Origin of the sequence: Roseibium aggregatum IAM 12614, assembly GCF_000168975.1 — a bacterium.
Lineage (GTDB): Bacteria > Pseudomonadota > Alphaproteobacteria > Rhizobiales > Stappiaceae > Roseibium > Roseibium aggregatum.
The window spans coordinates 197,201-221,547 of sequence record NZ_AAUW01000004.1; the positions used below are offsets into that span (position 1 = coordinate 197,201).

General features: G+C 58.3%; 20 protein-coding genes, 2 tRNA genes and 1 riboswitch. Of the genes, 13 read left to right on the forward strand and 9 right to left on the reverse strand.

Annotation, left to right across the window (positions count from 1 at the left end; translation table 11 throughout):
* Positions 1–364 precede the first annotated feature (364 nt).
* Positions 365–440, reverse strand: a tRNA-Asn gene (locus tag SIAM614_RS07070).
* 334 nt (positions 441–774) lie between these two features.
* Positions 775–991: riboswitch (cobalamin riboswitch) on the forward strand.
* Between the two features lie 33 nt (positions 992–1,024).
* On the opposite strand from SIAM614_RS07070, the gene cobU reads away from it, so the two are divergent.
* The 6 genes from cobU to SIAM614_RS07100 are packed head-to-tail and all read left to right on the forward strand — an operon-like array spanning position 1,025 to position 8,969.
* A complete protein-coding gene (gene cobU / locus SIAM614_RS07075; protein ID WP_006933207.1) occupies positions 1,025–1,576 on the forward strand; it encodes a bifunctional adenosylcobinamide kinase/adenosylcobinamide-phosphate guanylyltransferase in 552 nt (183 codons plus the stop codon).
* On the forward strand, positions 1,573–2,694 hold the full coding sequence (gene cobW / locus SIAM614_RS07080) for a cobalamin biosynthesis protein CobW (RefSeq protein ID WP_006933208.1): 1,122 nt from the start codon (positions 1,573–1,575) through the stop codon (positions 2,692–2,694). The genes cobU and cobW overlap by 4 nt, the downstream gene beginning before the upstream one ends.
* 34 nt (positions 2,695–2,728) lie before the next feature.
* Positions 2,729–6,487 carry a cobaltochelatase subunit CobN gene (gene cobN, locus SIAM614_RS07085; protein ID WP_006933209.1) on the forward strand — a complete coding sequence of 1,253 codons (3,759 nt, stop codon included), beginning with the start codon at positions 2,729–2,731 and terminating at the stop codon, positions 6,485–6,487.
* Positions 6,484–7,122 carry a cob(I)yrinic acid a,c-diamide adenosyltransferase gene (cobO, locus tag SIAM614_RS07090; protein ID WP_006933210.1) on the forward strand — a complete coding sequence of 213 codons (639 nt, stop codon included), beginning with the start codon at positions 6,484–6,486 and terminating at the stop codon, positions 7,120–7,122. Before cobN ends, cobO begins: the two co-directional genes overlap by 4 nt.
* A 50-nt stretch (positions 7,123–7,172) precedes the next feature.
* The gene (locus tag SIAM614_RS07095; RefSeq protein WP_006933211.1) at positions 7,173–7,472 is read left to right on the forward strand and encodes a YrhK family protein; all 300 of its coding nucleotides are present in this window, start codon (positions 7,173–7,175) and stop codon (positions 7,470–7,472) included.
* Between the two features lie 6 nt (positions 7,473–7,478).
* Positions 7,479–8,969: a cobyric acid synthase gene (locus SIAM614_RS07100; RefSeq protein WP_006933212.1), complete on the forward strand. Its 1,491-nt coding sequence runs from the start codon at positions 7,479–7,481 to the stop codon at positions 8,967–8,969.
* 1 nt (position 8,970) lies between these two features.
* On the opposite strand, the gene cbiB is transcribed toward SIAM614_RS07100, so the two are convergent.
* Positions 8,971–9,948, reverse strand: coding sequence for an adenosylcobinamide-phosphate synthase CbiB (gene cbiB / locus SIAM614_RS07105; protein WP_006933213.1), 978 nt, complete (start codon positions 9,946–9,948; stop codon positions 8,971–8,973).
* A gap of 9 nt (positions 9,949–9,957) precedes the next feature.
* Positions 9,958–10,959 carry a threonine-phosphate decarboxylase CobD gene (cobD, locus tag SIAM614_RS07110; protein WP_040439497.1) on the reverse strand — a complete coding sequence of 334 codons (1,002 nt, stop codon included), beginning with the start codon at positions 10,957–10,959 and terminating at the stop codon, positions 9,958–9,960.
* A gap of 326 nt (positions 10,960–11,285) precedes the next feature.
* Here cobD and SIAM614_RS07115 point away from each other — a divergent pair, with 326 nt between their 5' ends.
* Positions 11,286–11,519 carry a hypothetical protein gene (locus SIAM614_RS07115; RefSeq protein WP_006933216.1) on the forward strand — a complete coding sequence of 78 codons (234 nt, stop codon included), beginning with the start codon at positions 11,286–11,288 and terminating at the stop codon, positions 11,517–11,519.
* Between the two features lie 44 nt (positions 11,520–11,563).
* Here the strand turns inward: SIAM614_RS07115 and SIAM614_RS07120 are convergent, their stop codons facing one another.
* Both SIAM614_RS07120 and SIAM614_RS07125 read right to left on the reverse strand, forming a co-directional pair.
* Positions 11,564–12,694, reverse strand: a complete 1,131-nt coding sequence (locus tag SIAM614_RS07120; RefSeq protein WP_040439499.1) for a carboxylate-amine ligase — start codon at positions 12,692–12,694, stop codon at positions 11,564–11,566.
* A 214-nt stretch (positions 12,695–12,908) separates the two neighbouring features.
* Positions 12,909–12,982 (reverse strand) — tRNA-Cys (locus SIAM614_RS07125).
* Positions 12,983–13,232: 250 nt separating this feature from the next.
* Between SIAM614_RS07125 and SIAM614_RS07130 the strand changes: the two genes are divergently transcribed.
* From SIAM614_RS07130 to SIAM614_RS07140, 3 genes are all read left to right on the forward strand, one after another.
* On the forward strand, positions 13,233–13,895 hold the full coding sequence (locus tag SIAM614_RS07130) for a protein-L-isoaspartate O-methyltransferase family protein (RefSeq protein WP_040439500.1): 663 nt from the start codon (positions 13,233–13,235) through the stop codon (positions 13,893–13,895).
* A gap of 297 nt (positions 13,896–14,192) precedes the next feature.
* Entirely contained in the window at positions 14,193–15,497 is a 1,305-nt protein-coding gene (locus SIAM614_RS07135; protein ID WP_006933219.1) for a TolC family outer membrane protein, read from the forward strand.
* Positions 15,498–15,782: 285 nt separating this feature from the next.
* On the forward strand, positions 15,783–16,523 hold the full coding sequence (locus SIAM614_RS07140) for a PopZ family protein (protein WP_006933220.1): 741 nt from the start codon (positions 15,783–15,785) through the stop codon (positions 16,521–16,523).
* Positions 16,524–16,543: 20 nt separating this feature from the next.
* Here the strand turns inward: SIAM614_RS07140 and SIAM614_RS07145 are convergent, their stop codons facing one another.
* Positions 16,544–16,972, reverse strand: coding sequence for a DUF1284 domain-containing protein (locus SIAM614_RS07145; protein ID WP_040439586.1), 429 nt, complete (start codon positions 16,970–16,972; stop codon positions 16,544–16,546).
* Between the two features lie 183 nt (positions 16,973–17,155).
* Between SIAM614_RS07145 and SIAM614_RS07150 the strand changes: the two genes are divergently transcribed.
* A complete protein-coding gene (locus SIAM614_RS07150; RefSeq protein WP_006933222.1) occupies positions 17,156–20,086 on the forward strand; it encodes a valine--tRNA ligase in 2,931 nt (976 codons plus the stop codon).
* A 111-nt stretch (positions 20,087–20,197) separates the two neighbouring features.
* Entirely contained in the window at positions 20,198–20,746 is a 549-nt protein-coding gene (locus tag SIAM614_RS07155; RefSeq protein WP_407636305.1) for a DUF2155 domain-containing protein, read from the forward strand.
* Positions 20,747–20,774: 28 nt separating this feature from the next.
* Here the strand turns inward: SIAM614_RS07155 and SIAM614_RS07160 are convergent, their stop codons facing one another.
* From SIAM614_RS07160 to SIAM614_RS07170, 3 genes are all read right to left on the reverse strand, one after another.
* Positions 20,775–21,566, reverse strand: coding sequence for a GNAT family N-acetyltransferase (locus SIAM614_RS07160; RefSeq protein WP_006933224.1), 792 nt, complete (start codon positions 21,564–21,566; stop codon positions 20,775–20,777).
* 97 nt (positions 21,567–21,663) lie between these two features.
* Positions 21,664–22,251, reverse strand: a complete 588-nt coding sequence (locus SIAM614_RS07165; RefSeq protein WP_081455208.1) for a GNAT family N-acetyltransferase — start codon at positions 22,249–22,251, stop codon at positions 21,664–21,666.
* Positions 22,199–22,867 (reverse strand): alpha/beta hydrolase, encoded by a 669-nt coding sequence (locus SIAM614_RS07170; RefSeq protein WP_006933226.1) that lies wholly within the window; start codon positions 22,865–22,867, stop codon positions 22,199–22,201. Before SIAM614_RS07170 ends, SIAM614_RS07165 begins: the two co-directional genes overlap by 53 nt.
* 300 nt (positions 22,868–23,167) lie before the next feature.
* Between SIAM614_RS07170 and SIAM614_RS07175 the strand changes: the two genes are divergently transcribed.
* Positions 23,168–24,337 carry a cysteine desulfurase family protein gene (locus tag SIAM614_RS07175; protein WP_006933227.1) on the forward strand — a complete coding sequence of 390 codons (1,170 nt, stop codon included), beginning with the start codon at positions 23,168–23,170 and terminating at the stop codon, positions 24,335–24,337.
* Positions 24,338–24,347: the final 10 nt, after the last annotated feature.

The window sequence follows — 24,347 nt, forward strand, 5'->3', positions numbered from 1 at the left end:
CCGGCTTTAGAGAGCTGCAGGTGTGGTCGATGGCGGTAAAATTGCCTGAAAATCAAAATATGTGACGTTGCGTCATTTCACGATACGTCCAGTCTTGGATTTTATCAAGAGAACGGCCCCTGTCGTCATGTCCCAAGCGATCTTACGAAATAAACGCAGAGAGGAGCAGAGGAATGGCGCCGCAACTAGAGGAGGAGGAGATTCTGGCCCGGAACGCGGTAAACATTACCGCTCCACCGTGATACTCACTATCGATTGCAAGGTGTACAAATACCGAGCGGCCCCCAAAACGCAAACGGGTGAAAATAGTTGTTACGAACTATCTTCAAGCGGCTAATTTTCGGGAGAAAAGAAGAGGTGGTGATGGCTCCCCAGGCCGGACTCGAACCAGCGACCCAGCGATTAACAGTCGCTTGCTCTACCAACTGAGCTACTGGGGATCACCACGCTCGGGGTCAGCGCGTTGCCACCCCGTCGATGGAGATGCGTATATCAAAGGCTTGATCCGTTTGCCAAGCCCCCGAAGACGTTTTTTTCATCGTGCCGTCATTTTTTTGAGGTTCGTGTGGAAAACTCAATATATTACAGGTCGCTAGACCGACTGTCACGCTTGGAAAACCCTACGTTCCATGCTGTTTGATAGCTCCCTTGCAGCGCGATTGAGCAGTGCCATTTCCGGACTTTGGTACAAGACGGTGTCTGTGTGGGCAGATATGCCGGATCGTCGCGGCAAGTGACAGTGTCCTTCTGCTGCTTGTGTCGGCTTCAAGATCCGTTTAGGAAGAAACTGACGGTTCCGGAGAAGGCCTTGCCCGATCCGGATGAAACGGGAATCCGGTGAGGGCTTTTCAAGTCCGGGTCCGGAGCTGCCCCCGCAACTGTGAGCGGTGAGTGGCTGTACGAAAACCACTGGCGTCCTGATGGGGCCGGGAAGGGGTACAGACCGCGCTGAGCCGCAAGCCAGGAGACCGGCCGTCGCATTGGCAACCCTTTAGCGCTGTCGGGCGGACGGCTGGGAGAAGGAATGACGCATTCGAACGGCGAGAGGACAATACTGGTCCTCGGCGGCGCCCGCTCCGGCAAAAGCCGGTTCGCGGAAAAGCTCGTCCATGAAACCGGTCTGCAGAAAATCTATGTCGCGACTGGCGCTGCTCACGACGATGAAATGGCCAGCCGGATTGCAGCTCACAAGGATCAGCGCGGCCCGTCGTGGCACACGGTGGAAGAGCAGCTTGATCTGGTCTCCGCGCTTGAAAACGAATGTAGGCATGACCGGGTAGTCCTTATTGACTGCCTGACCTTGTGGCTGTCCAATCTCCTGTTTGCAGACAAGGACATCCCAGTGGAAACGGCGCGGCTTTGCTCGGTCCTGAAGGATCTGCAAGGACCATGCGTTTTCGTTTCCAACGAAGTCGGGATGGGGATCGTGCCGGAGAACCGTTTGTCGAGGTCGTTCCGCGATGTGCAGGGCCGATTGAACCAGGATATGGCGCAAGAGTGCCACCAGGTCGTTCTCGTCGCTGCGGGCCTTCCGATGCTTTTGAAACCCACTTCACAACCGGATATCAAACTATGACCACTTCTTCCTTGCAGCCCGGCGCGAAAATCCCGGCAACGATTGTCACTGGGTTTCTTGGGGCAGGCAAAACCACGCTGATCCGCAATTTGCTCACCAATGCCAATGGCAAACGGATTGCGTTGATCGTCAACGAATTCGGCGACATGGGCTTCGACGGATCCCTGGTCAACGGATGCGCCGACCCCGATTGCGCCGCAGAGGAAGTCGTCGAACTGACCAATGGCTGCATCTGCTGCACCGTTGCCGATGACTTTCTGCCGACCATGGAAATGCTGCTCGCGCGGGATAATCCACCCGAGCATATTGTCATCGAAACGTCCGGTCTTGCGCTGCCGCAGCCTCTCGTGCGCGCGTTCTCCTGGCCGAGCGTGAAGCCCAAGGTAACGGTTGATGGCGTGGTGACAGTGCTGGACGCTGCCGCGCTTGCGGAAGGCCGGATCGCGCTTGATGAAGACGCACTTGCCGCGCAGCGTGCTGCTGACGAAGCTCTTGATCATGACAGCCCAGTTGAAGAGCTGTTCCACGACCAACTGCGTTGCGCTGATCTTGTTGTACTCAACAAGGCCGATCTGGTCTCGGAAGATGCTCTGAAGCAGGTGCATGAGAGGATCGCCGCCGATGTCCGGCCAGCGGTTCACGTGGTGACATCCGAAAAAGGCACGCTGCCCATTGAAGTTCTGCTCGGCAGAGGGTCTGCCGCAGAGGACGACATGGCTGACCGTCACGAACATCATCACCACCATGATGACCATCACGATCACGACGATGACCACGACCACGATGATGATCATCATCATGACGACCACCATCACGATCATCACCACCATGACGATTTTGAAAGCCACGTTTTGACAGTCTCGTCCTTCGCCAGCCTGAAAGAAGCAGAGGCAAAGGTTCTGGAGGCCATGGGGCAAAAAGGCGTCTTGCGCATCAAGGGGGCCGTGAAGATCGAGGGCAAGGCAGCACCCGCAATGGTGCAGGCCGTCGGCCCGCGCGTCGAAACCTGGTTTGCAGCCGGAGCCGAAAGCAGCGGCAAGCTTGTCGTAATCGGCCTGAAAGGTCTGGATCTGGCTGCGGTCCGTGGTCTGCTGGGCGAATTGACGGCTGCTGCCTGAGACGCTGGATAGAAGCCGGAAATAAAGATCAAGCATGCACATTCTTGCCAGCCAGACACGCCGGATCGATGACGGTGGAGACGCGGTCGATCTCGGCCAGTCTCCGGCGGACATTCTGTTTCTGTCCGCTGCCGACACCGAACTGGGCAGCTTTGCCGCAGCGCAAGGCCGACTTGGCGCGGACCGTGCAGAGCTTCGGCTTGCAAACCTGATGGCGCTGTCGCATCCCTATTCAGTCGATCTTTATGCCGAACAGACCGTGCATGGGTCCCGGCTGATCGTCCTGCGAATTCTGGGCGGCGTCGAATACTGGCGTTACGGCCTGGAGAGGTTAGAAGAGGAAGTCCGTGCCAACGACATCGATCTGATTGTCGTTCCGGGCGACGACAAGTGGGACGAAGATCTCACGTCTCGATCCACCAGATCTTCGGCAGAAGTGCACCGGTTCTGGCGTTACTGTGTGGAAGGCGGAGCGGAAAATTACGCCAACGCCCTGAGATACGCAGCCTATCTGATCGGTAAGGGAGAAGAGCCTGCACATCCCGTGCCCCTTCCACGCGCAGGGATTTATCTTGCCGGGAAAGCAGCACCCGACATTGCACAGTTGAAGGCATCCTGGTGTGACCCTGCCAGACCGGTGGCCGCAATCACCTTTTATCGTGCCCTGGTTCAAGGCGCCCAGACCGCGCCTCTGGATGCACTGATCGATGCGCTCGACAAGGCCGGCGTCAATGCGCTGCCGATCTACGTGTCCAGCCTCAAGGAAACCGAGTCTGTCGCCATCCTGGAAAGCCTGTTCGATGCGGCACCGCCTGATGTCGTGCTGAACGGCACGGCCTTTGCCGTTTCCAAAGCTGGTGCTGCCCATCAGCCGACACCGCTGGACCGCCCGGGCAAACCTGTGCTGCAGGTCGTGTTCTCGTCGTCTTCAAAAGTAGGCTGGGAAGAAAGCGATCAGGGCCTGTCTATCCGCGACCTGGCCATGCATGTCGTGTTGCCGGAGATCGATGGCCGTATCCTGACGCGGGCGGTTTCGTTCAAGGAAGAAGGTATCTTCGACGAGGCTACGCAATCGACACCGGTTGCATTCGTACCTGTGCCTGACCGGATCAGGTTTACGGCGGAGCTTGCGGCCGCCTGGGCGAGACTTGGACGGAAACCGGCAGAGGCCAAGAAGTCCGCGCTCATCCTTGCAAACTATCCGAACCGGGACGGTCGCCTTGCCAACGGCGTCGGGCTTGATACGCCGGCGTCTTGCGTACACCTGCTGAAGGCGATGGCCAGTGCCGGCTACGACACTGGCAGCCTTCCGCAAACATCCGCCGACCTGATGGATGTACTGACGTCCGGTGTAACCAATGCACTTGAAGGCCGGTCCGGCAAGACTGGCTATCAGGCGCTGTCACTTGCAGACTATGAGGCCTCGTTCAACAGATTGCCTGACGCCGTGCGATCGGCTGTTGTTGAACGTTGGGGAGCACCGTCGGACGATCCCCATGTAACGGACGGCCACTTCCGGCTGGCGCTGCATCGGTTCGGCAATCAGGTGGTCGGCATTCAGCCCGCCCGTGGCTACAACATCGACCCTAAGGAAACCTACCACGATCCGGCGCTGGTCCCGCCGCACCACTATTTTGCCTTCTACATCTGGCTGCGGGAGCATTTCGCAGTCGATGCCGTCATTCACCTCGGCAAGCACGGCAATTTGGAATGGTTGCCCGGCAAGGCGCTGGCGTTGGCTGAAAGCTGTTTCCCGGAAGCCGTTCTGGGCCCGGTTCCAAACATCTATCCATTCATCGTCAATGACCCGGGCGAGGGCGCGCAAGCCAAACGGCGTACGGCCGCCGTCATCGTCGATCACCTCACACCACCTTTGGCGCGGGCGGAGAGCCATGGCGTCGCGGAAGAACTGGAAACGCTGCTGGATGAATATTATCTGGCAAGCGGTGTCGATCCGCGCCGCCTGAAGGCTTTGACGCGAGACATCCTGGACGCTGCTGCACGGCATGGTCTGGACAAGGACATCGGTATCACCGATGCAATGGACGAGGAAACGCGCCTGGCGCGTCTGGACGCTCATTTGTGCGACCTGAAGGAACTGCAGATCCGGGACGGGCTGCATATTCTGGGTGAAAGCCCGGCAGGCGATCTTCTGACTGATTTGCTCGTTGCGCTGGCAAGGGTGCCGCGCGGCAGCAAACCGGGTGAACAGAGCCTGCAAAGGGCCATCGCTGCGGATCTCAATTTCGAAGGCTTTGATCCTCTGGATTGCGATTTCGCCGCCCCCTGGAGCCACGGTCAGCCGGACATCTTGGCAAATGTCCTGGAGACACACTGGCGGTCACAGGGCGACGCGGTCGAGCGCATCGAGGTGCTGGCCCGGGAGATCGTTGCAGGGAACCGGCAAGTGCCTGAGAGTTGGCATTCGACGCTTGCTGTTCTGGACGATCTGAACGGCGTTTTGCGACCGGCCGTAACCGGGTCCGGAGATGCCGAAACGGCGGCGGTGCTGACGTCGCTCGCCGGCGGCTTTGTAGCACCCGGACCGTCTGGAGCCCCATCGCGTGGGCGCCCGGACGTGCTGCCAACGGGACGAAATTTCTATTCCGTCGATGTGCGCGCCGTTCCGACCGAGACCGCGTGGCGGCTCGGCTGGCAATCCGCGTCACTCGTTGCCGAACGGTATTTCCAGGAAGAAGGCGAATGGCCGAAATCACTGGTCCTGACATGCTGGGGCACAGCCAACATGCGGACCGGCGGCGATGACATTGCCCAGGCACTGGCTCTGATCGGCGCGCGGCCTGTATGGGAGCAGGGCTCGGGCCGGGTCACCGGGTTCGAAATCCTGAAGCTTTCAGAACTCGGGCGTCCACGTGTTGACGTTACCTTGAGGGTTTCCGGTTTTTTCCGAGATGCCTTTCCCCACCAGATGGACCTTTTTGACAGCGCGGCCCGTGCGGTCGGTGCGCTGGAGGAACCGGACGAAGCCAACCCGATTGCCGCCCGGATGCGATCGGAGAGTGCCAGGCTTCAGGCGGATGGTCTGGACAAGGCGGAAGCCGAACGCCGTGCCGGGTTCCGCGTCTTTGGCTCAAAACCTGGTGCCTATGGTGCAGGCCTGCAAGCGCTGATTGACGAGAGGCTTTGGGAAGAACGCGCGGATTTTGCCGAAGCCTTCCTGACCTGGGGAGGATACGCTTACGGAGGTGGTGCGGAAGGCACGGTCGCAAGGCATGATCTCGAAACCAGACTGAAGACCATCGACGCAGTGCTGCACAATCAGGACAACCGCGAACACGATCTTCTCGACAGCGACGACTATTACCAGTTCGAAGGTGGACTGGCGGCGACGGTCGAGGCGCTGAAAGGCGACGCGCCGACGGTCTATCACAACGACCATTCGCGCCCGGAACGTCCGGTGGTGCGCACCCTGTCGGAGGAAATCGGTCGGGTCGTGCGTGGACGGGCTGCAAATCCGAAGTGGATCGCAGGTGTCATGCGGCACGGCTACAAGGGCGCGTTCGAGATGGTTGCGACGCTCGACTATCTGTTTGCCTTTGCGGCAACGACGCGGGCCGTGGGTGATCACCATTTTGATCAGCTCTATGATGCCTATCTGGACAATGAAACTGTTCTGGACTTCCTCAAGGACGCCAATCCGTCGGGACTTAATGAAATGCTGGACCGGTTTCTGGAAGCAATCGAACGCGGCCTCTGGACGCCGCGGCGCAATTCGACCCATGCTGCACTCAGTGATTTGAAAACAAGACTTGAAGGGACGGACGCATCGTGACAGCCGACAAGGACAAGCCGGAACTGACCGAAGAAGAACTCAATGCCCGCCACGCCGAGAAGATGCGCAAGAAAAAGGCCGCACGCGACAAGATCATGGCGACCAAGACCATCGAAAAGGGCTTGCTGATCGTCCACACCGGCAAGGGCAAGGGCAAGTCGACAGCCGGTTTCGGAATGGTGTTCCGCTCGCTGGGGCACGGTCACAAGGTGGGCGTTATACAATTCGTGAAAGGGCGGATCGAGACCGGTGAGCGCATGGCACTGGAGCGGTTCTCCGACCTTGTCACGATCAAGCGGATGGGTGAGGGGTTTACGTGGGAAACCCAGGACCGTCAGCGGGATATCGATGCGGCGAACGAAGCCTGGCAAGCCGCCAAGGACATGATCACCTCCGGTGAATATCGCCTGATCCTGTGCGACGAGCTCAACATCGTCCTGCGTTACGATTATCTGGACATCGCCGAAGTGGTCGATTTCCTGAAGAACGAAAAACCGGAGGACGTGCATGTCGTCATCACCGGGCGCAATGCCAAGGACGAGTTGATCGATATCGCGGATCTCGTGACCGACATGACCCAGATTAAACATCCGTTCCGGTCTGGTGTGAAACCACAGGAAGGCATCGAGTTTTAGGCCAGGGCTCTCGGATCATGAAACCCAGAGGCAATCAAAGGGGATCGAGGATGAGCAAGCTATTCGATCATGGTCTTCGCACGGCCTCGCAGGCGCATGTGGAAACGGTTCGGAAATACGAACTTTACCGAACCGTTGTCGAATTCCTGGCTGCATTGACGTTTCTCGTCGGCAGCATCTTCTTTTTGTACGATGGACTGATGTATGCGGGCACCTGGTTGTTCGTCATCGGATCCGTTCTCTTCGCCGTTCGGCCGACGGTCCGCTTGATGCTTGAACTGCGGCTTGCCAACCTTCCGATACCCTCCGAGTTCCGGCCCTACGGCGCGCCTCCTTTCGTCAAAGACTGACATTGCATGGTTGAACAGACCTCTGCCGGCAGGGTGCCGGCAATCATGATCCAGGGTACGGGCTCGAATGTCGGCAAAAGTCTGATCGTCGCCGGTCTGTGCCGTCTGTTCGCCAACCTTGGCCTCACGGTTCGCCCTTTCAAGCCGCAAAATATGTCCAACAATGCTGCCGTGACAGCCGACGGCGGTGAGATCGGCAGGGCTCAGGCGCTGCAAGCCATGGGCTGCCGGGTTCCCTTGAGCGTTCACATGAACCCGGTTTTGTTGAAGCCCGAGACAGACACAGGTGCCCAGGTAATCGTTCAGGGCAAGCGCCATGGCACAATGCGGGCGCGCGAATATGGAAAGCAGAAAGCTGTATTATTACCGAAGGTTCTGGAGAGTTATTCGATAAACGCTTCAGGCGCAGATCTGGTGATCGTCGAAGGGGCGGGCAGCCCTGCGGAAATCAATCTCCGGTCCGGGGACATCGCCAACATGGGGTTTGCCGAAGCGGCGGACCTGCCGGTGATCCTGTGCGCGGACATCGATCGCGGCGGCGTTATCGCCTCGGTTGTCGGAACCTGCGCAGTTCTGGAAGGTGGTGAACGTCAGCGTATCAAGGGCTTTTTCATCAACCGGTTCCGGGGTGACCCAAGCCTGTTCGATAAAGGCTTGCGGGAAATCGAAAGACGCACCGGATGGCCAGGCCTCGGCGTTGTGCCGTGGTTTGCCGATGCTGCGAAACTGCCGGCGGAGGATGCACTTGGGCTGGCGGATGGATTTGGCGATGGCGGTCTGAAGATCGTCGTTCCCGTGATCTCGCGGATAGCCAATTTCGATGATCTGGATCCACTCCGGCTTGAACCGGGCGTGACGCTTGAGCTTGTTCAACCCGGCACTCCATTGCCGGGAAATGCCGACGTTGTGCTTTTGCCCGGGTCGAAGTCCACGGTTGGCGATCTTGCCTTCTTTCGCAAGCAAGGATGGGACATAGATCTCAAGGCTCACCACCGGCGTGGCGGGCACATTCTGGGCGTTTGTGGCGGCTACCAGATGCTGGGCAAGACCATTTCCGACCCGGAGGGTATCGAGGGATCTCCGGGAACGGTGGAAGGTCTCGGGTATCTCGATGTCGAGACCATCCTGACGGCGGAAAAATCGACCGTTGCCGCACGCGGTACCCATGTCGTCAGCGGTGCCCCTGTCTCCGGATACGAGATTCACGTTGGCCGCACGTCCGGGCCAGACTGTGCCAATCCCATGATGCGCCTCGATGAAGGTCGAGCCGATGGTGCGGTCTCTGCTGATGGCCGTGTGTACGGAACCTATATTCACGGCCTGTTCACCGACGATGCCTTCCGGGCGGCTTACCTGAATGCCTTCGGTGTCCGGTCCGACCTCAGCTACGATCAGGACATCGACCGGATTCTGGACGATCTTGCACGACATCTGGACCAGGTCCTCGATGTGGAGGTCATCCTGAAGATTGCACGCGGGGCAGGTGACAACGCCTGACCTAGAAGGCCAGCAACAGCGCCAGACATGCGATCAGCAATGCCTCAAGCGCGAGGCAGCCGATCAGGATCCTCAAGGCACGCGTGATATCTTCCGCCCTTGCATCCTTGCGGCCGCCCGCATTCAGATACCTGTCATTGACGGTGTACCCCGGGTAGATTCGCGGTCCTGCAAGGGCGAGGTTCAAAGCGCCAGCCATGGCGGCTTCCGGCCAGCCGGCGTTTGGCGAACGGTGCTTGCGGGCATCGTCCAGAATACAGGCGATACTCTTGCGCACCGAACCCCGGGACAAGGGGGCGCACAGGGCGATAAACAGCCCCGCCAGACGAGACGCGGGCAGGTTGATGAGATCGTCGAACCGGGCAGCCGCCCAGCCGAAGTCGGCATAAACCTCGTTCTTGTGGCCTATCATGCTGTCAGCCGTGTTCACCGCCTTGTAGGCGATCAAACCGGGAAGGCCGAGCACCGCGAACCAGAAGACGGGTGCCACGATGCCATCAGAATAATTCTCTGCGCAGGATTCTATGGCTGCCCGCGAGACGCCGGCTTCGTCCAGCCGGTTAGGGTCGCGGCCGACGATCATGGAAACCGCCTTCCGGCCGCCCTCCAGACCGTCCTTCAACAATCCATCCCTGACAGCGGCAACATGACGGTAAAGACTGTTCTGCGCGATGAAAACCGCAGCCACGACAGCCTCCAACACCCTTCCATAAGGCAGCCAGTTGGCAATCGTCTCGATAAGGACACCGGCAAGCCCGCCGCCGGCGAGCAGAACCAGCAACGTCAGCACGCCGCCCAGCTTGCGCGTCCCTGGGGCGTATTCCGTCTTGTTGAAATGACGGTCGAACAGGCCGATCAGTTTGCCGATCCACACGACCGGATGCGGCAGGCGTTGCCACATCCAGTCAGGATCGCCGATCAGGGCGTCCAGCAACAGCGCGGCGAGAAGCAGCCAGAGAGCGTGGTCGTAGAGCAGCATTCCAGTTCGTCAGACCTCTTTTAGCGCTTCGGCAAGAGCGTCGGTCAGACGTTTCAGGTTTTCCGGGCCACCGGGAAGGCCAAAGCGGATCCAGGTTGGGGCGTAGTCGAATATCCGCGTCCAGATCTGTCTGCGGGCGAGGGCCTCATGCAGCGCCTTCGGATTGCGCAGACCGGCGAGCGCGTAAAGAGGTGTGCCACCGAAAACGCTTAGGCCGGCTTGCGAAAGTGCGACCGTCAGATCCGCCATATCCTCGATCAACTGCCGGGTGATCCGGTCCTGCCAGGCACTGTCCCGCAATGCTCTGGCTCCAATTTCCAGAGCTGGTCCGCCGAGGCACCAGCTGTTCAGCAAAGCGGACATGCTGGAGATGGCGGTTCTTTCGCCGGCGAGAAAGCCGATCCGCAAACCGGCGAGACCGAAGAATTTGCCGAAGGACCGCAACACCACAACGTTTTCGGAACCAATGTGTGGCAGAAGGCTGGCTCCCGGAACAACATCGGCAAAGGCTTCGTCAACCACCAGATAGCCACCGCGTTCACTCAGTGTCTTAGCGATGTCGATCAGGCTTTTGACGTCTATCAGGCGTCCGTCCGGATTGTTCGGGTTGACGAGAACAACGATCTTCGCATCGGCCGGCAGGGAGTAGACGCTGGACACTTCAATCGGTGCGCGGCCTTCACGGGCCCAGGCATCCTTGTGGCTGGTATAGGTGGGCGTGGCCACGACCACCGGCCCGTCCGGAAGGGTCGTTGGCAGCAGTGACAGGAGGATCTGCGTTCCCGGCGCTGCGATGACACCAAGATGGTCTGGAATACGGTAGGCGTGCCGGGCCGCCGCAATCAGATGCTCTTCAGCGCCGCGCGCGGGCAGGGTGGTCCAGGCCGAAGACGGCAGCGCATCCGGCAGGGGATAGCTGTAGGGATTGATCCCGGTCGACAAATCCAGCCAGTCGTCACGTGTTCCGCCAAAGCGCTCAATCGCAAGGGTCAAATCCCCGCCGTGTTCCATCGAATATGCCTCTTGCAGTTGGCAGGTCGTCCGATCCGCCCGTTGTTCAGTCATCTAGCCGGTTGGAAGATCAAAAGTACAGACGGTTCGCGACATGGGCTGCCGCAGGACCGTCCTCGAATTCGGTTCGGAAAGGACGTGTCGTTGTTAAGCGTAAGGTGCTCGCTCTTTCAAGCATTTATAGGAAAGCCAGTCAGGCTGATTCCCAATTGAGTGCAAGGGAGGCGAGTGCGGCGCAAGACAAAGCAACCATGGGCGCATTGACAGGTCCGTAGATTAGTAGAAAAAAGAACAAAAGAAGAACAATGTGCACGTGAGGACACCCCATGCCGAAAAGCGACCGTCATTCACCGCTACAGGACGCCGAACGCGAGGCTCTGCTGGTTCAGCTTGCGCTTGCCCGGCAGGCGCTGATCAAGGCACAGCGTGGTATGCGCCCCCGATCGGGCCTGTCGCGCTCCGCGGCGGCGGTGATCGAGGAAATTGACGAGTTCGCGTTTGTGCTGACCGGGTCATCGGAATTTTTTCACACAGGCACCCATGGCACGCCGCCACGGTAATCCGGTTGACCCCGCTTAATGACCAGCCGACAAGTCCGCACCTGTCAAAGCCCTTGTTGGGTCTCCGCCATCAGTTGGTCGACAACCCTTTCGAGCGTGTCCTGCGGTATCTGCCCGTCTTCGGGAATGTCTCCAACCAGTTTGAGCTGGCGTTCGGCGGATGTTCCTCTGGTTGCGATCTCTCGAAGATGCTCCACATCGGCCTCGCAGCCGAAATGAACGGCGTCGGGTTGGATGAGTTCGATCAGCTCCCCGATCATCTCCGGGAAAGCTGCTGTTTCGTTCAGGCCGAAATCGATCAACCTGGCAGTGCTTCCATGCCTTTGTGCCTGCCAACGGTTTTCTGCCAGCAGAAATCGCGAATACTGCCGCCAACCCTGATTGACGCGGCGCAGCCTGTAGAGCATGCGGCATAGGCATCTGAAGGTTGCTGCGATCGCAATTGCGTCGTCCAGCAGCGGGCAGACATCGGTGATGCGCATTTCCAGCGTTGGAAACCGGTCGGAAGGGCGCAGGTCCCACCAGATTTTGGTGGCATCCTCAATGGCGCCTGCACGAACGAGAATATCGACCGTGTGCAGGTAATCGAAATAGCTGTTGAAACGGGGCGGCAGACCTGTTCGCGGCATCTCGTTGAAAACCGACAGACGGTAGGACTTCAGGCCGGTGTTCCGGCCGCGCCAAAAGGGCGACGATGTACTGAGCGCAAGCAGGTGCGGCAGAAAGTAGGCGAGCTGGTTAAACAGCTCGATACGCAATTCCTCATCTTCGATGCCGATATGCACATGCATGCCGCAGATCACCATGCGCTTTACCACAACTTGCATGGATCTGGCGATTTCGTTGTAGCGTTCCTTGTCCGTGCGCGGTTGATCCGTCCATTCCGCGAACGGGTGGGTTGAGGAAGCGATTGGTGCCAGGTTGAACGCTGCTGCTTCGCGCGCAATCGTCTTGCGGAGAAGCCCGAGTTCTGATCGGACCTCCTGGAGACTGGAGCAGACCGGAGTGCCGACCTCTATCTGGCATTTCAGAAATTCAGGACTTACCCGTCCTTCAAGGGCACTTTCGCAAGCCTTAAACAGCTCCGGCGGCGGCGAACTTGCCAGCTTGCGGGTAGATTTGTCCACGAGGAGATATTCTTCCTCGACCCCGATGGTGAAACTCGGTTCCTTCATGAAGAGAGCTTCCGGGAAACTGCGGCGTCCGGTCAAGCCTGAAAGAAGGTGAATAGAACACTTTGGAATGGCCAACCGCTGCGGTTTGTCAGCTTTGTTGGCCTTTTGCAGAGTTTAGGGAAAAGGCGACTACGATGCAGCGGGTCAGCAAAAATCATTAGGATCGCCCAGAGCGGCAATACGTGAGAAAAGGATCTAAACTGAATAGAGGAAGTGGAGGCCCCGACCGGAATCGAACCGGTGTACACGGATTTGCAATCCGCTGCGTCACCACTCCGCCACAGGGCCCCTAGGTGGTGTGCCGCGCCTTATCAAACAGTTGCGCGATTTGGTCAAGCCCTGAATTCAACGCCGTGCACATTTCCACCGTTGCCGGAGAGCGATTTGAAGAAACCCCTTTGTCGCAGCCTATTTTTCGCAGAAACCTGATGCGATCGCGGGATCTGCTTGCGCGGATACTTGTCAGGCAGCCTTTGCATCGCTAATGAACGTTTCTCAAGAGGCGCCGGTAATCCGGCATGTCAAAGTGAGGGCCGATATGACGGACTTTAATCAGTCCCGCCGCAAGATGGTGGATAACCAGCTGCGCACCAACGATGTGACCGATCACCGGATCCTGGACGCGATGGAACTGGTGCCGCGCGAGCGCTTCGTCCCGGCGTCCAAACGGGCCGTTGCCTATATCGATGAGGATCTTCCGATCGGCGCGTCCGATACTGGCCGCATGCTCATGAAACCGCATATTTTCGGAAAGCTGGTTCAACTGGCCGATATCCGGGAAGGCGATGTCGTTCTGGTGGTCGGCGCGGGAACCGGCTACAGCGCTGCCGTGGTCTCCAAGCTTGCAGCTTCGGTCGTCGCTCTGGAGGAAAATCCGGATCTCGCCAAAACCGCAACCGAGGTTCTGGTGGATCTCGGCATTGAAAATGCGGTGGTCGTGGAAGGTGCGCTGGCTGCGGGCTATTCGTCCGAAGGCCCTTATGATGTCATTCTGGTGGATGGTGCTGTCGAAGTGTTGCCGCAGACCCTGACCGATCAGTTGAAGCCAACCGGCCGTCTGGCGGTGATCGAAGGACGCGGCGGTTCTGGCGTTGCCAAGCTTTACCAGAAATCGGGCACTGCGGTCAGCAGCCGATTCGGCTTTAATGCGTCCGTGAGCGTTCTGCCGGGCTTCGCCAAAGCAGAAGAGTTCGTCTTCTAAAGGGGCGAGGTCGCTACAGATAGTTGGAAACCCGCTGGGGTCTGGCGGGTTTTGCTTTGGAAATCCGATTTGGACTTCATTTAGAGAAAACTTGTTGCCATTAAGCCGCACTCGCGGAAATTCGCAATTATCGGCTCTCAAACGGTTGAAGAATAACACCCGTCAGTTTACTCAACAGGATCAAGAAGGTTGACCCGGAAGGAGTGTGGGGTGTCTGGTCGTACAACTCTAAAAGTTTTGACCATTGCTGTAGGACTGTTAGGTGGCGTTTCCGCGGCCTCTTTAGCTGGTGCCTCCTTGTCTCCCGCGCGTGCGGAAACCATCAGAGAAGCGCTGGCTCTTGCCTATTCCAATAACCCCACCTTGAATGCGGCGCGCGCGCAGCTTCGTGGTGTGGATGAAAACGTGCCACAGGCATTGTCCGGCTGGCGACCGACCGTGACGGCATCCGCAGCGGCCGGACGTCTCGCAACAGGGGCCGACTCGGCGATCGACTACCGCAACAATGCGTCGATCTCCCTGACCATCAGCCAGACCCTGTTCCGTGGCTTCCGGACGATCAACTCCACCCGTCAGGCAGAAGCTGTCGTGCGTGCTCAGCGCGAAAGCCTCATGTCGACGGAACAGGATACACTGCTCGACGCCGCCACATCCTATGTGGATGTGATCAGGGACACCGCTCTGGTGTCACTGCAGCGCAGCGACCTTGCCTTCCTCCAGGAACAGGTCAGAGCCGCTCGTGACAGGTTTGATGTGGGCGAGGGTACCCGGACGGATGTCAGCCAGGCGGAAGCCCGTGCTTCCGAAGCGCGCGCCAGCCTCAACACCGCCATGGCCAACCTAAACACCAGCCGCGCCATCTACCGCCAGGTGATTGGCGTTGAAGCGCGCAGCCTGTCGGCCGACACGTCCATCAGCCGTTTTGTTCCGAAGTCCATCGAACATGCGATGCAACTGAGCGAAACGCATCAGCCGCTGATCCGTCAGGCTCAGCATCTGGTCGATGCCGCCATCTTCAACATCAAGACGATCGAAGGTGAGCTTCTGCCGACGGTGACACTGGACGGCAGTGTCTCCAGATCGTGGAACCCGTCCGGTTTGACCGACTACAGCGACAACGCCCAGATATTCGGCAATGTCAGCATCCCGCTTTACCAGGGCGGTGGTGTGTCGTCCCGGGTGCGTCAGGCCAAGGAAGAACTGGGCCAGACCCGGTTGCAGCTGGATGTTGCGCGCGATCAGATTCGTGCCAACGTGATTTCCGCCTGGGGCAATTATCAGGCGGCTGAAGCTTCCATTGTCGCAGCACAGGCCGCCGTTCAGGCACAGCAGCTCGCCCTGGAAGGCGTCATTGAAGAACAGCGCGTCGGTCAGCGGACAACGCTTGATGTCCTGGATGCGCAGCGCGAACTGGTAACGCAGCAATCCAATCTCGTGACTGCGCAGCGCAACCGGATCGTCAGCGGATATCAGTTGGTGGCCGCAGTTGGCCGGCTGGACGCTGAATCGCTCGGCCTCGGTGTTGCCCGCTACAATCCGACACAGCATTACCAGGCAGTGCGCGATCAGTGGTTCGGTCTGCGTACACCGGATGGCCGATAAGAAACTTGTAACTTATCTTCGTCACGATGGCGGCTGTTGGTCGAAAGATCTTCAGCCGCTTTTGTTATTCGGCATAACATCCTGACAAATCTACGCAGGATGACGTGAAATGCCTTGCCGAATTCCACCCTTGATCGGTAATTGCCGACTAAAAAGGGGATAAGGCGATGCTTCTGGGCGCGCTCACTTTGCGCGTTTCTTATGGACCCGCATAATTTCGGTTAACGAATCATTTTTGATGGAACGGATCGTTCCTGAGCGTAGCCGGTAAGTACGGGGGAAGTCATGGCGCAGGCGAAGAAGGCTGATGAGCCGTCGATGGAGGAAATCCTCGCATCGATCCGCCGAATCATATCCGATGAGGACCCCCAGGGAGCCGAAGACGGCGAAAGCGGCAGCAGCGAACCCGTAGAGACACCAGTAGAAGAAGAGGCGGCGGACGATATGGGCGATGCCTCCGAAATGTCCCAGGACGATCTCGACAAACTGTTCGACATGAGCAGCGACGATGAAGAAGACCTTCCCGCGGAGGACGAAGACGCGGACGATATGGCCGCCGCGATGGCAGCAGATGCCGAGGAAGACGAAGGCGACGACGTTCTGGAGCTGACTGAAGAGCTGGCGATTCCCGAAGACGATGCAATGGACATGGTCGAGGGTATGGCAGAAGATTTGGACGGCGACGAAGGCGATATATCTTTCGCGGCGCCGCCAATGCCTGAAATGGCCTTTGAATCGGAACCGGATTTCGATCCCGAGCCTGTCATGGCCACCCGTCCAGTGCCGGACGACCTGCCAAATGTCCCAGACGATGCCCCTCTGACATCGCAGAACACAGGGGAAGCCGTTCACGCTGCTTTCGACAATCTGTCGAACATGTTTGTGGGATCCCAGGCACAGACCGTCGAAGAACTGGTCAAGGAAATGCTGCGGCCGATGTTGAAGGCCTGGCTCGACCAGAACCTGCCCGGCATGGTGGAGCAGATGGTCCAAAAGGAAATCCAGCGCGTGACGCGCCGGCGTTAAACCGCGGTTGTCCGACGATTTCAGTCAGGGGGTGCCAGATGGCATCCCCTGAAATCGTTTCGGGCAATCTTTGAGCACAGGATCTGCCATTCGCATCCTTCACAGGCCTTGCGAATTGTCCCCATCGCGAAGGCTTCCCGCAGCAAAGACAGAACTTGCCGGTCTAGAACGAAGGATTTGCCGCTTTCAAGTTGGCGTCCAAGCGCTTGTGCGATATCGGCGACCGCCGTCCGGTCTCTATGGCGAACGCTTTCATTCCGGCAATGGCAGCCTGGTTCGCTCAGCATGGGCTGGCACAAGTCATCGGGACCGTCCACCAGCTCGACAGGTTCACCGTCGTTCAGGCGCTGAACAATTGCGCTGTAGTTGTCGACAAAGGCGGGCGTATAGCCCTTGCCCAGATAGGTCAGCATGCAAAGCAGGTGGTGGGGACGGATTGAAACACTCATGATCTGCTTATCGCAGCAAACGCCTTCGGACCCAAGTTCGGATCGGCAGATAGGCGTTTCTCCTTCCAAAAGCGCCTCATGGCTGCGGGATTGGCCTGTATAGGCGGTTGACTTGCGGCATCGCATCCGATTTACACGGTGCTTCACGAAAATCGAAATTCATTCTCCCATTGAGTGACCCTGATGCTGGATAAGACCTACGATGCGGCCAGCGTTGAGCCGCGGATTTACGAAACCTGGGAAAAGGCGGAGGCCTTCAAGGCCGGAGCTGGCGCCAAAGAGGGTGCGGCCTCCTTTTCCATCGTAATTCCGCCGCCGAACGTGAACGGTTCGCTGCATATGGGGCATGCTCTCAACAATACCCTGCAGGACATTCTGATCCGCTGGAAACGCATGCAGGGCTTCGACACTCTGTGGCAGCCGGGTACGGACCACGCGGGGATTGCGCTTCAGATCGCCGTCGAAAGGCAGATGGCCGAACGCAATGAGCCGAGCCGAACCGAAATTGGACGCAAGGCTTTCGTCGAGCGGGCATGGCGCTACAAGGGAGAAGTCGGCAGCGCAATCATCGCTCAGTTGAAGCGTCTGGGGGCGTCGTGCGATTGGTCGCGCGAACGCTTCACGATGGACGAAGGCCTGTCCGAGGCTGTCCGTAAGGTTTTTGTCGACCTCTATAACGAGGGACTGATCTACAAGTCCAAACGGCTGGTCAATTGGGATCCGAAAATGGAGACCGCGATTTCGGATCTCGAGGTCGAAAACGTCGAAACCGATGGTCACATGTGGCACTTCCGCTATCCGCTGGCCGGTGGGGCGACCTATGAATACGTCGAAAAAGACGAAGACGGGAACGTCACCCTTCGTGAGACCCGCGATTATATTTCGATTGCCACGACGCGTCCGGAAACCATGCTGGGCGACGGTGCTGTCGCCGTTCATCCGGATGACGAGCGTTACAAGCCAATCATCGGGAAACTTTGCGAGATTCCGGTTGGGCCGAAGGAGCATCGCCGTCTGATCCCGATCATCACCGACGAATATCCCGATCCGGATTTCGGCTCGGGTGCGGTCAAGATCACCGGTGCGCACGACTTCAACGACTACGGCGTCGCACAGCGCAACAAGATCCCGATGTATCGTCTCATGGACACCAGGGGTGCGATGCGCGCCGACGGTGCACCTTACGTCGAAGAAGCTGCCAAGGCGCAGGCGATCATCGATGGCGCCGAGATGACCATTCAAGAGGTCGATCTGATCAACATCGTTCCAGACGACCTGCGCGGTCTCGACCGGTTCGAGGCGCGCAAGCGGGTGATCGAACAGATCACCGCGGAAGGTCTTGCCGTCACGGTTCCAGCAGATCATCCGGACGTTGCGTGGATGAAGGGGCGGGCCCCGGAGTGGACTGCGCTTGGCCGGGCCGTCGTTCGTCCGCTGGAGGAAGGCTCGGAAGCTCCGGAACGCTTGCCGCTGGTCGAATCCAAGAAAATCATGCAGCCGTTCGGTGACCGGTCCAAGGTCGTCATCGAACCGATGCTGACCGATCAGTGGTTTGTCGATGCCAAGACACTGGCAGCTCCCGCCCTGAAGGCCGTTCAGGACGGCACGACCAAACTTATTCCCGGCAACGCCGACAAGGTCTACTTCAACTGGCTCAATGACATTCAGCCCTGGTGTATTTCTCGCCAGCTCTGGTGGGGCCACCAGATCCCTGTCTGGTATGACGAGGACGGCAAGGAATACTGCGCGCATTCCGAGGAAGAAGCCGTTGCAATGGCGGGCGGCAAGGTACTGACGCGGGATGAAGACGTTCTGGACACGTGGTTCTCTTCCGCGCTCTGGCCGTTCTCGACATTGGGTTGGCCGAACAAGACGCCGGAACTGGAACGCTACTACAAGACGGATGTTCTCATCACGGGTCTCGACATCATCTTCTTCTGGGTTGCCCGGATGATGATGCAGGGCCTCCATTTCATGGATGAAGTGCCGTTCCACACGGTTTACTTCAACTCGATCGTGGTCGACGGCAAGGGCAAGAAGATGTCCAAGTCGACTGGCAACGTGATCGATCCGCTTGATCTGATCGGACGGTTCGGTGCCGATGCGACCCGCTTTGCACTTGCCAGCCAGGAAGTTCAGGCCCGCAGAATGCTGCGGATGTCTGACCAGGCTGCCGAAGGCGGGCAGCGGTTCGCGACCAAACTCTGGAACGCGGCCCGCTTTGCCGAAATGAACGGCTGCGCTCGCGCAGACAGCTTTGATCCAGCAGCAACCAGCCACACGCTCAACCGCTGGATCGCGACCGAAACTGGCCGCTGTATCACCGAGGTAACGGCGGCGCTGGAAGACTTCAGGTTCAACGATGCCTGCGGGGCGGTCTACCGCTTTACCTGGAACACGTTCTGCGACTGGTATCTCGAACTTGCCAAGCCGATCTTCAACGGCGATGACGAGGCTGCCAAAGCCGAAACGCGCGCGACCGCTGCCTGGGCTCTGGATGAGATTCTGAAGGTTCTGCACCCAATTATGCCGTTCCTGACCGAAGAGCTCTGGGAACGTCTGGGCGATGAAGGCAACGCTCAGGACGGGCTGCTCATGTTGGCTGCCTGGCCGGAAGCGAAAGTTTCAGATGAGGACGCAGCAGGTGAAATCAACTGGCTTGTCGATCTGATTTCCGAGATCAGGTCGGTTCGCGCGGAAATGAACATTCCGGCGGGTGCGAAGGTTTCGGTAATTGTCACGGGCGCCAGCGAGCAGACCAAAGCCCGGCTCAAGACCCACGAGTCTGCCATTCTTCGTCTGGCACGCGCTGAAACCGTGTCGCTGGCAGATGCTGCACCTTCCGGGGCCGCCCAGATCATTGTCGGTGAAGCCACTATTTGCCTCCCGCTTGCCGGCGTGATCGATCTTGGTGCCGAAAAGACCCGTCTTCAGAAGGAAGCCGGCAAGCTGGAAGGTGAAATCACCAAGATCGAAAAGAAGCTTTCCAACCCGGCATTCGTTGCCAAGGCTCCGGAAGAGGTTGTCGACGGCGAACGCGAAAAAGTTGCCGAATCCAAGGAAAAGCTGGAGAAGGTCCAGACGGCACTCAGCCGTTTGGCGGAAATCGGCTAGATCATTTCTCTGCCCGGAGGGAGCTTTGTCTTTTCCGGGCCGCAATTCGGTGCTAGCGCCGCATAAAAGAACACACGTATGCTTGGCATCCGAGGAATCGAATTGAAGCTGATGGCGGACCAGTTTGACACGATGAAAGCGGTTAGGCGTCTGGGCGCTGGCCTTGGAATTGCGGCGATGGCGGCGGTCACGCCCCTGGTTTCGGCGCACGCAGAAAAGATCGAGAATCCGGTTGCCGTCTTCTCGGGCCTCGACAAGATCACCGGACGTATCATTTCCTTCGATGTGTACATCGGCGAGACCGTTCAGTTCGGTGCGCTGCAGGTTACACCAAGGGTCTGTTACACGCGTCCTCAGACAGAATCTCCTCTGACGACCGGCTTTGTTCAGGTCGATGAGATCACGCTGAATAACGAAGTGCGGCGGATTTACTCCGGCTGGATGTTTGCGGCCAGTCCCGGTCTCCACGCTGTCGAACATCCCGTCTACGACATCTGGTTGACCGATTGTAAGCTTGCTTCCACCGTTCCACCGCCCGAGGACTATGCCGGACCGCCGATCACAGGCACCGTTGCAGAAGGCGAAGACCCCTTGGCTGGACCCGACGATGGTCTGGAACATGGCCCCGGTATACCCCGTCCCAAACCTTTCCAGGGGTAAGTCGCGCGGGAGCGTCGGACTCGTTGCTTTAACGCGTGAACCTTTCCGCTCCTTTCGTGGCGAGCCCCGAATAAAGCGTCAGCGACAGGGACAGTCCGCACCCTTCCACCATCCGGCGTGACGTCGTATTCGTTGCCGACACCAGTTCATAGAGATGGGTCGCTGCAAGGTGTTTCAGGCATGCGTCCGCCATCAGAGCGTTCACATAGGTACCGAGCCCCTTACCGCGATGGGCGGGGGCAACGGCCACAAGACCGCCCCAGGCATAACCGCAATAGGGGCTGTGCTCATTGTGCGGCAGGTAGCCGTGCGCGCAGGCTGCAAATCCCACCGTTTCATCCATCAGTCCGACGTAAACAACGGAGCCGAGATCGCCATTCAGGAAGGAACCTGAGAAAGGCGCGATGCCGGCTGCGGCAAGGAACTCCTGGAACGAACGCGTCAACGGTCCGCCCGCACCATCCAGTCCAGAAAATGTTTGAAGTCCGTCGGGCAGGGCCCTTGATAGGGTTGGCGTCGTCGCAGCTCTGATTGTCTCGGCGTCGCCGACCAACACATCCCAGGTGTCCAGCCGGTAGCCCTTTTTGGCCAGCGCGTTTTCCAGGTCGGGCTTTCTGTTTGTCTCGAGCAGGCGAAATCCGAAGACGCCGTCTTCCTCAAGTGACTTGAAAATCGTGTCAATACCCAGAGCATCAGGATTGTCTGTGCCAAGCGTGCGGACGTTACAGCAGGCTCCAGGTGTTTCCATGGTCCAGCCAAAAAGTTCTTCGGCGCGCTGCTGAAGCTGAGTCTGCTGCTGTGTTCCGAAATATCCAGCCATGGTGGATCAAGCCACCCGGTTTCCGTTTCTGAAATCAAGGCAGGCAAAAAACAGTCTGTCCAGTCCGCTATAGGGGAATGACGCAAAGCGCTCGCGCTTAGGTCCGTGTGGGGTATCCGGGTGCACGCATTTCAAATCCCGTCTTTGAGGTGGCAAAGCCGAGATCTTTATAAAATCGATGCGCATTCTTGTTGGCAGCCCCTGACAAGAGCATCACTTTGAAGCAACCAGCTTCAAAGGCAGCGTCAGTGGCGCTTTGCATCAGCACTTTTCCGATTCCCCTGCCGCGCCAGTCTGCGTGTGTGACGACATTCTCAATGAGAGCAAAGGGCGCACAGCCGCGCGTGAGGTTTGGCACCTTGACCAGCATGCAAGTCGCAACCAATGTGCCGGCTATGTCTGCGACAAGCACATCGACGCCTGGCTGTACCAGGATCTGGTCAAAGGTTTCGCGGCGCAAATCGTCCGATGCTGGAATGTCGTGCGAGATCAGTTGCGCATAGAGCGCGCACAGGCCTTCAAAATCTTCTTTGCTAGCTGACCGGATAACGAAACCGTCTGTCGATAGGGGCATGGGAAAAGCAGGTCTTCTGAAAAAAAAAGCCCGCCGGGTGGCGGGCTTTGATGTCGTATCAGTCGATGTCGACGTAATCGGATGGCGAAAGCCCCAACCGGCCATCGACATAGGTGCCGCAGCGCTGCATCAGCTCGTCCATATCATTCTCGAAGAAATGGTTGGCGCCTGGAATGGTCTCGTGATCTATCACGATGCCTTTCTGGGTCTTCAGCTTGTCGACCAGCGTCTGAACATCCTTCTGCGGAACAACCTTGTCGTTGTCACCGTGAATGATCAGGCCGGAGGACGGGCACGGGGCAAGGAACGAGAAATCGTGCAGGTTCGCCGGCGGGGCAACCGAAATGAATCCTTCCACTTCCGGACGGCGCATCAGAAGCTGCATGCCGATCCAGGCACCGAAGGAAAATCCGGCAATCCAGCAGGCGCGAGCGTCCGTATGTACGGTCTGTACCCAGTCGAGAGCGGCAGCCGCATCGGAGAGCTCTCCCTGGCCATGGTCGAAGGATCCCTGAGATCGGCCTACGCCACGGAAGTTGAAACGCAGCACTGCAAATCCGCGCCGGGCGAACATGTAGTACATCTGGTAGACGATCTGGTTGTTCATCGTGCCGCCGAATTGCGGATGCAGATGCAGAACCAGGGCGATGGGCGCGTTGCGTTTTCTGGCGGGATGGAACCGGCCCTCAAGCCGGCCGGCGGGACCGTTGAAGATCACCTCTGGCATGAAACGCTATGTCCTTGTCATTTTGTCGCGCGGAAGAAGATCGCGCGGTAATCTGGGCTCACAATACGTGGTTTCCCGTAAGTCTAAACTTGACTCTTTGTCTCCGAGTTTCTAGAACCCTGTTTAGAATTATTCGAAAGTTCGCACCATACCTCAGCAGGCAGACGATGCTCGGTTCGATCGGTTGGGGGCAGTTATCGTCATGATGGCGGAAAAATTCAAGGTTTTTCGCACATCTATCTGACAACAAAGCGAATTTTGGATTGTTTGCAAGGTTCGAATTCAATCGTAAGAGGCGCTATGCAGCATCAGTATGCTCCGATCTATCTGGACCATAACGCGGGCGCGCCCCTGCGCGACACCGTTCGTGAGGTCATGATCGAAGCGCTGAATGATGCCGGCAACGCGTCCTCCGTCCACGCACATGGCCGAAAGGCACGTGGACGCATTGAGACCGCACGTGATCAGGTCGCGCGGCTCTGCAACGCGAAAACCCGAGCGGTGACATTTGTTTCCGGTGGAACGGAAGCCAACATGACGGCGCTTTCGCCGGCGTGGCAGGATCAGGGCGCACCGGTCTATCTCGACAAACTCTTCAGAAGTGCAATTGAGCATCCATCGGTGATGACCGGGGGACGGTTTGCCGTTTCCGACCAGGTGGTCCTGCCTGTCGACGGCGATGGCCGTGTTGAGCTCGATGCTCTGGAACAGGCGGTCAAAGACGCCGATCCGAGCCTTATCTCCGTGATGGCGGCCAATAATGAAACCGGCGTTATTCAGCCCCTGGCTGAAATTGGTGCCATTGCCACAAGATACGGTCACTTTTTCCACGTGGACGCGGTTCAGGCTGCCGGTCGGATGCCCATCGATCTCGAAAGCTGGCAGGCAGATGTCCTGACGCTGTCTGCTCACAAGTTTGGCGGTCCGCAAGGCATCGGTGCTGTCGTGGTGCGTTCAACTGCCCGTGTTCCTGCGCCGTTGATGGTTGGCGGCGGTCAGGAGAACTGGCGCCGCGGCGGAACGGAAAACGTCTCGGCAATCGCCGGCTTCGGCGTTGCCAGCATGGCTGCCCTTGAAGAGGCGGCCGATACGCGCCATTTGAGAGATATGAAGGCGAAGCTCGAGACCGGGCTGTGCGCGATTTGCCCTTCGACAGTCATTTTCGGCAACAAGGCGGAAAGACTGTCCAACACCTGTTGTTTTGCCGTTCCGGGCATTCCGGCAGAAACCGCGCTGATCGCTTTTGATCTCGACCATATCTCGGTTTCCTCTGGTTCCGCCTGCTCCTCCGGCAAGGTGTCCGTGTCCCATGTGCTGACTGCCATGGGCGTTCCGGAAGATCTTGCACGTTGCGCCTTGCGCGTCAGCATGGGGTGGAATACCAGCGGTTCCGACATCGACAGGTTTCTTGAGCTGTGGCCGAAAATTGTCGGCAGGCTCAACCCGCAAGCGCGTCATCAGGCGGCTTGAAGACAGGAAT

What these genes read in the sequence shown, in the direction of transcription:
- cobU (WP_006933207.1), top strand. Translation starts at nt 1,025, where the DNA reads ATGACGCATTCGAACGGCGAGAGGACAATACTGGTCCTCGGCGGCGCC.
- cobW (WP_006933208.1), top strand. Translation starts at nt 1,573, where the DNA reads ATGACCACTTCTTCCTTGCAGCCCGGCGCGAAAATCCCGGCAACGATT.
- cobN (WP_006933209.1), top strand. Translation starts at nt 2,729, where the DNA reads ATGCACATTCTTGCCAGCCAGACACGCCGGATCGATGACGGTGGAGAC.
- SIAM614_RS07095 (WP_006933211.1), top strand. Translation starts at nt 7,173, where the DNA reads ATGAGCAAGCTATTCGATCATGGTCTTCGCACGGCCTCGCAGGCGCAT.
- SIAM614_RS07100 (WP_006933212.1), top strand. Translation starts at nt 7,479, where the DNA reads ATGGTTGAACAGACCTCTGCCGGCAGGGTGCCGGCAATCATGATCCAG.
- cbiB (WP_006933213.1), bottom strand. Translation starts at nt 9,948, where the DNA reads ATGCTGCTCTACGACCACGCTCTCTGGCTGCTTCTCGCCGCGCTGTTG.
- cobD (WP_040439497.1), bottom strand. Translation starts at nt 10,959, where the DNA reads ATGGAACACGGCGGGGATTTGACCCTTGCGATTGAGCGCTTTGGCGGA.
- SIAM614_RS07115 (WP_006933216.1), top strand. Translation starts at nt 11,286, where the DNA reads ATGCCGAAAAGCGACCGTCATTCACCGCTACAGGACGCCGAACGCGAG.
- SIAM614_RS07120 (WP_040439499.1), bottom strand. Translation starts at nt 12,694, where the DNA reads ATGAAGGAACCGAGTTTCACCATCGGGGTCGAGGAAGAATATCTCCTC.
- SIAM614_RS07130 (WP_040439500.1), top strand. Translation starts at nt 13,233, where the DNA reads ATGACGGACTTTAATCAGTCCCGCCGCAAGATGGTGGATAACCAGCTG.
- SIAM614_RS07140 (WP_006933220.1), top strand. Translation starts at nt 15,783, where the DNA reads ATGGCGCAGGCGAAGAAGGCTGATGAGCCGTCGATGGAGGAAATCCTC.
- SIAM614_RS07145 (WP_040439586.1), bottom strand. Translation starts at nt 16,972, where the DNA reads ATGAGTGTTTCAATCCGTCCCCACCACCTGCTTTGCATGCTGACCTAT.
- SIAM614_RS07150 (WP_006933222.1), top strand. Translation starts at nt 17,156, where the DNA reads ATGCTGGATAAGACCTACGATGCGGCCAGCGTTGAGCCGCGGATTTAC.
- SIAM614_RS07155 (WP_407636305.1), top strand. Translation starts at nt 20,198, where the DNA reads ATGGCGGACCAGTTTGACACGATGAAAGCGGTTAGGCGTCTGGGCGCT.
- SIAM614_RS07160 (WP_006933224.1), bottom strand. Translation starts at nt 21,566, where the DNA reads ATGGCTGGATATTTCGGAACACAGCAGCAGACTCAGCTTCAGCAGCGC.
- SIAM614_RS07165 (WP_081455208.1), bottom strand. Translation starts at nt 22,251, where the DNA reads ATGTCGATGGCCGGTTGGGGCTTTCGCCATCCGATTACGTCGACATCG.
- SIAM614_RS07170 (WP_006933226.1), bottom strand. Translation starts at nt 22,867, where the DNA reads ATGCCAGAGGTGATCTTCAACGGTCCCGCCGGCCGGCTTGAGGGCCGG.
- SIAM614_RS07175 (WP_006933227.1), top strand. Translation starts at nt 23,168, where the DNA reads ATGCAGCATCAGTATGCTCCGATCTATCTGGACCATAACGCGGGCGCG.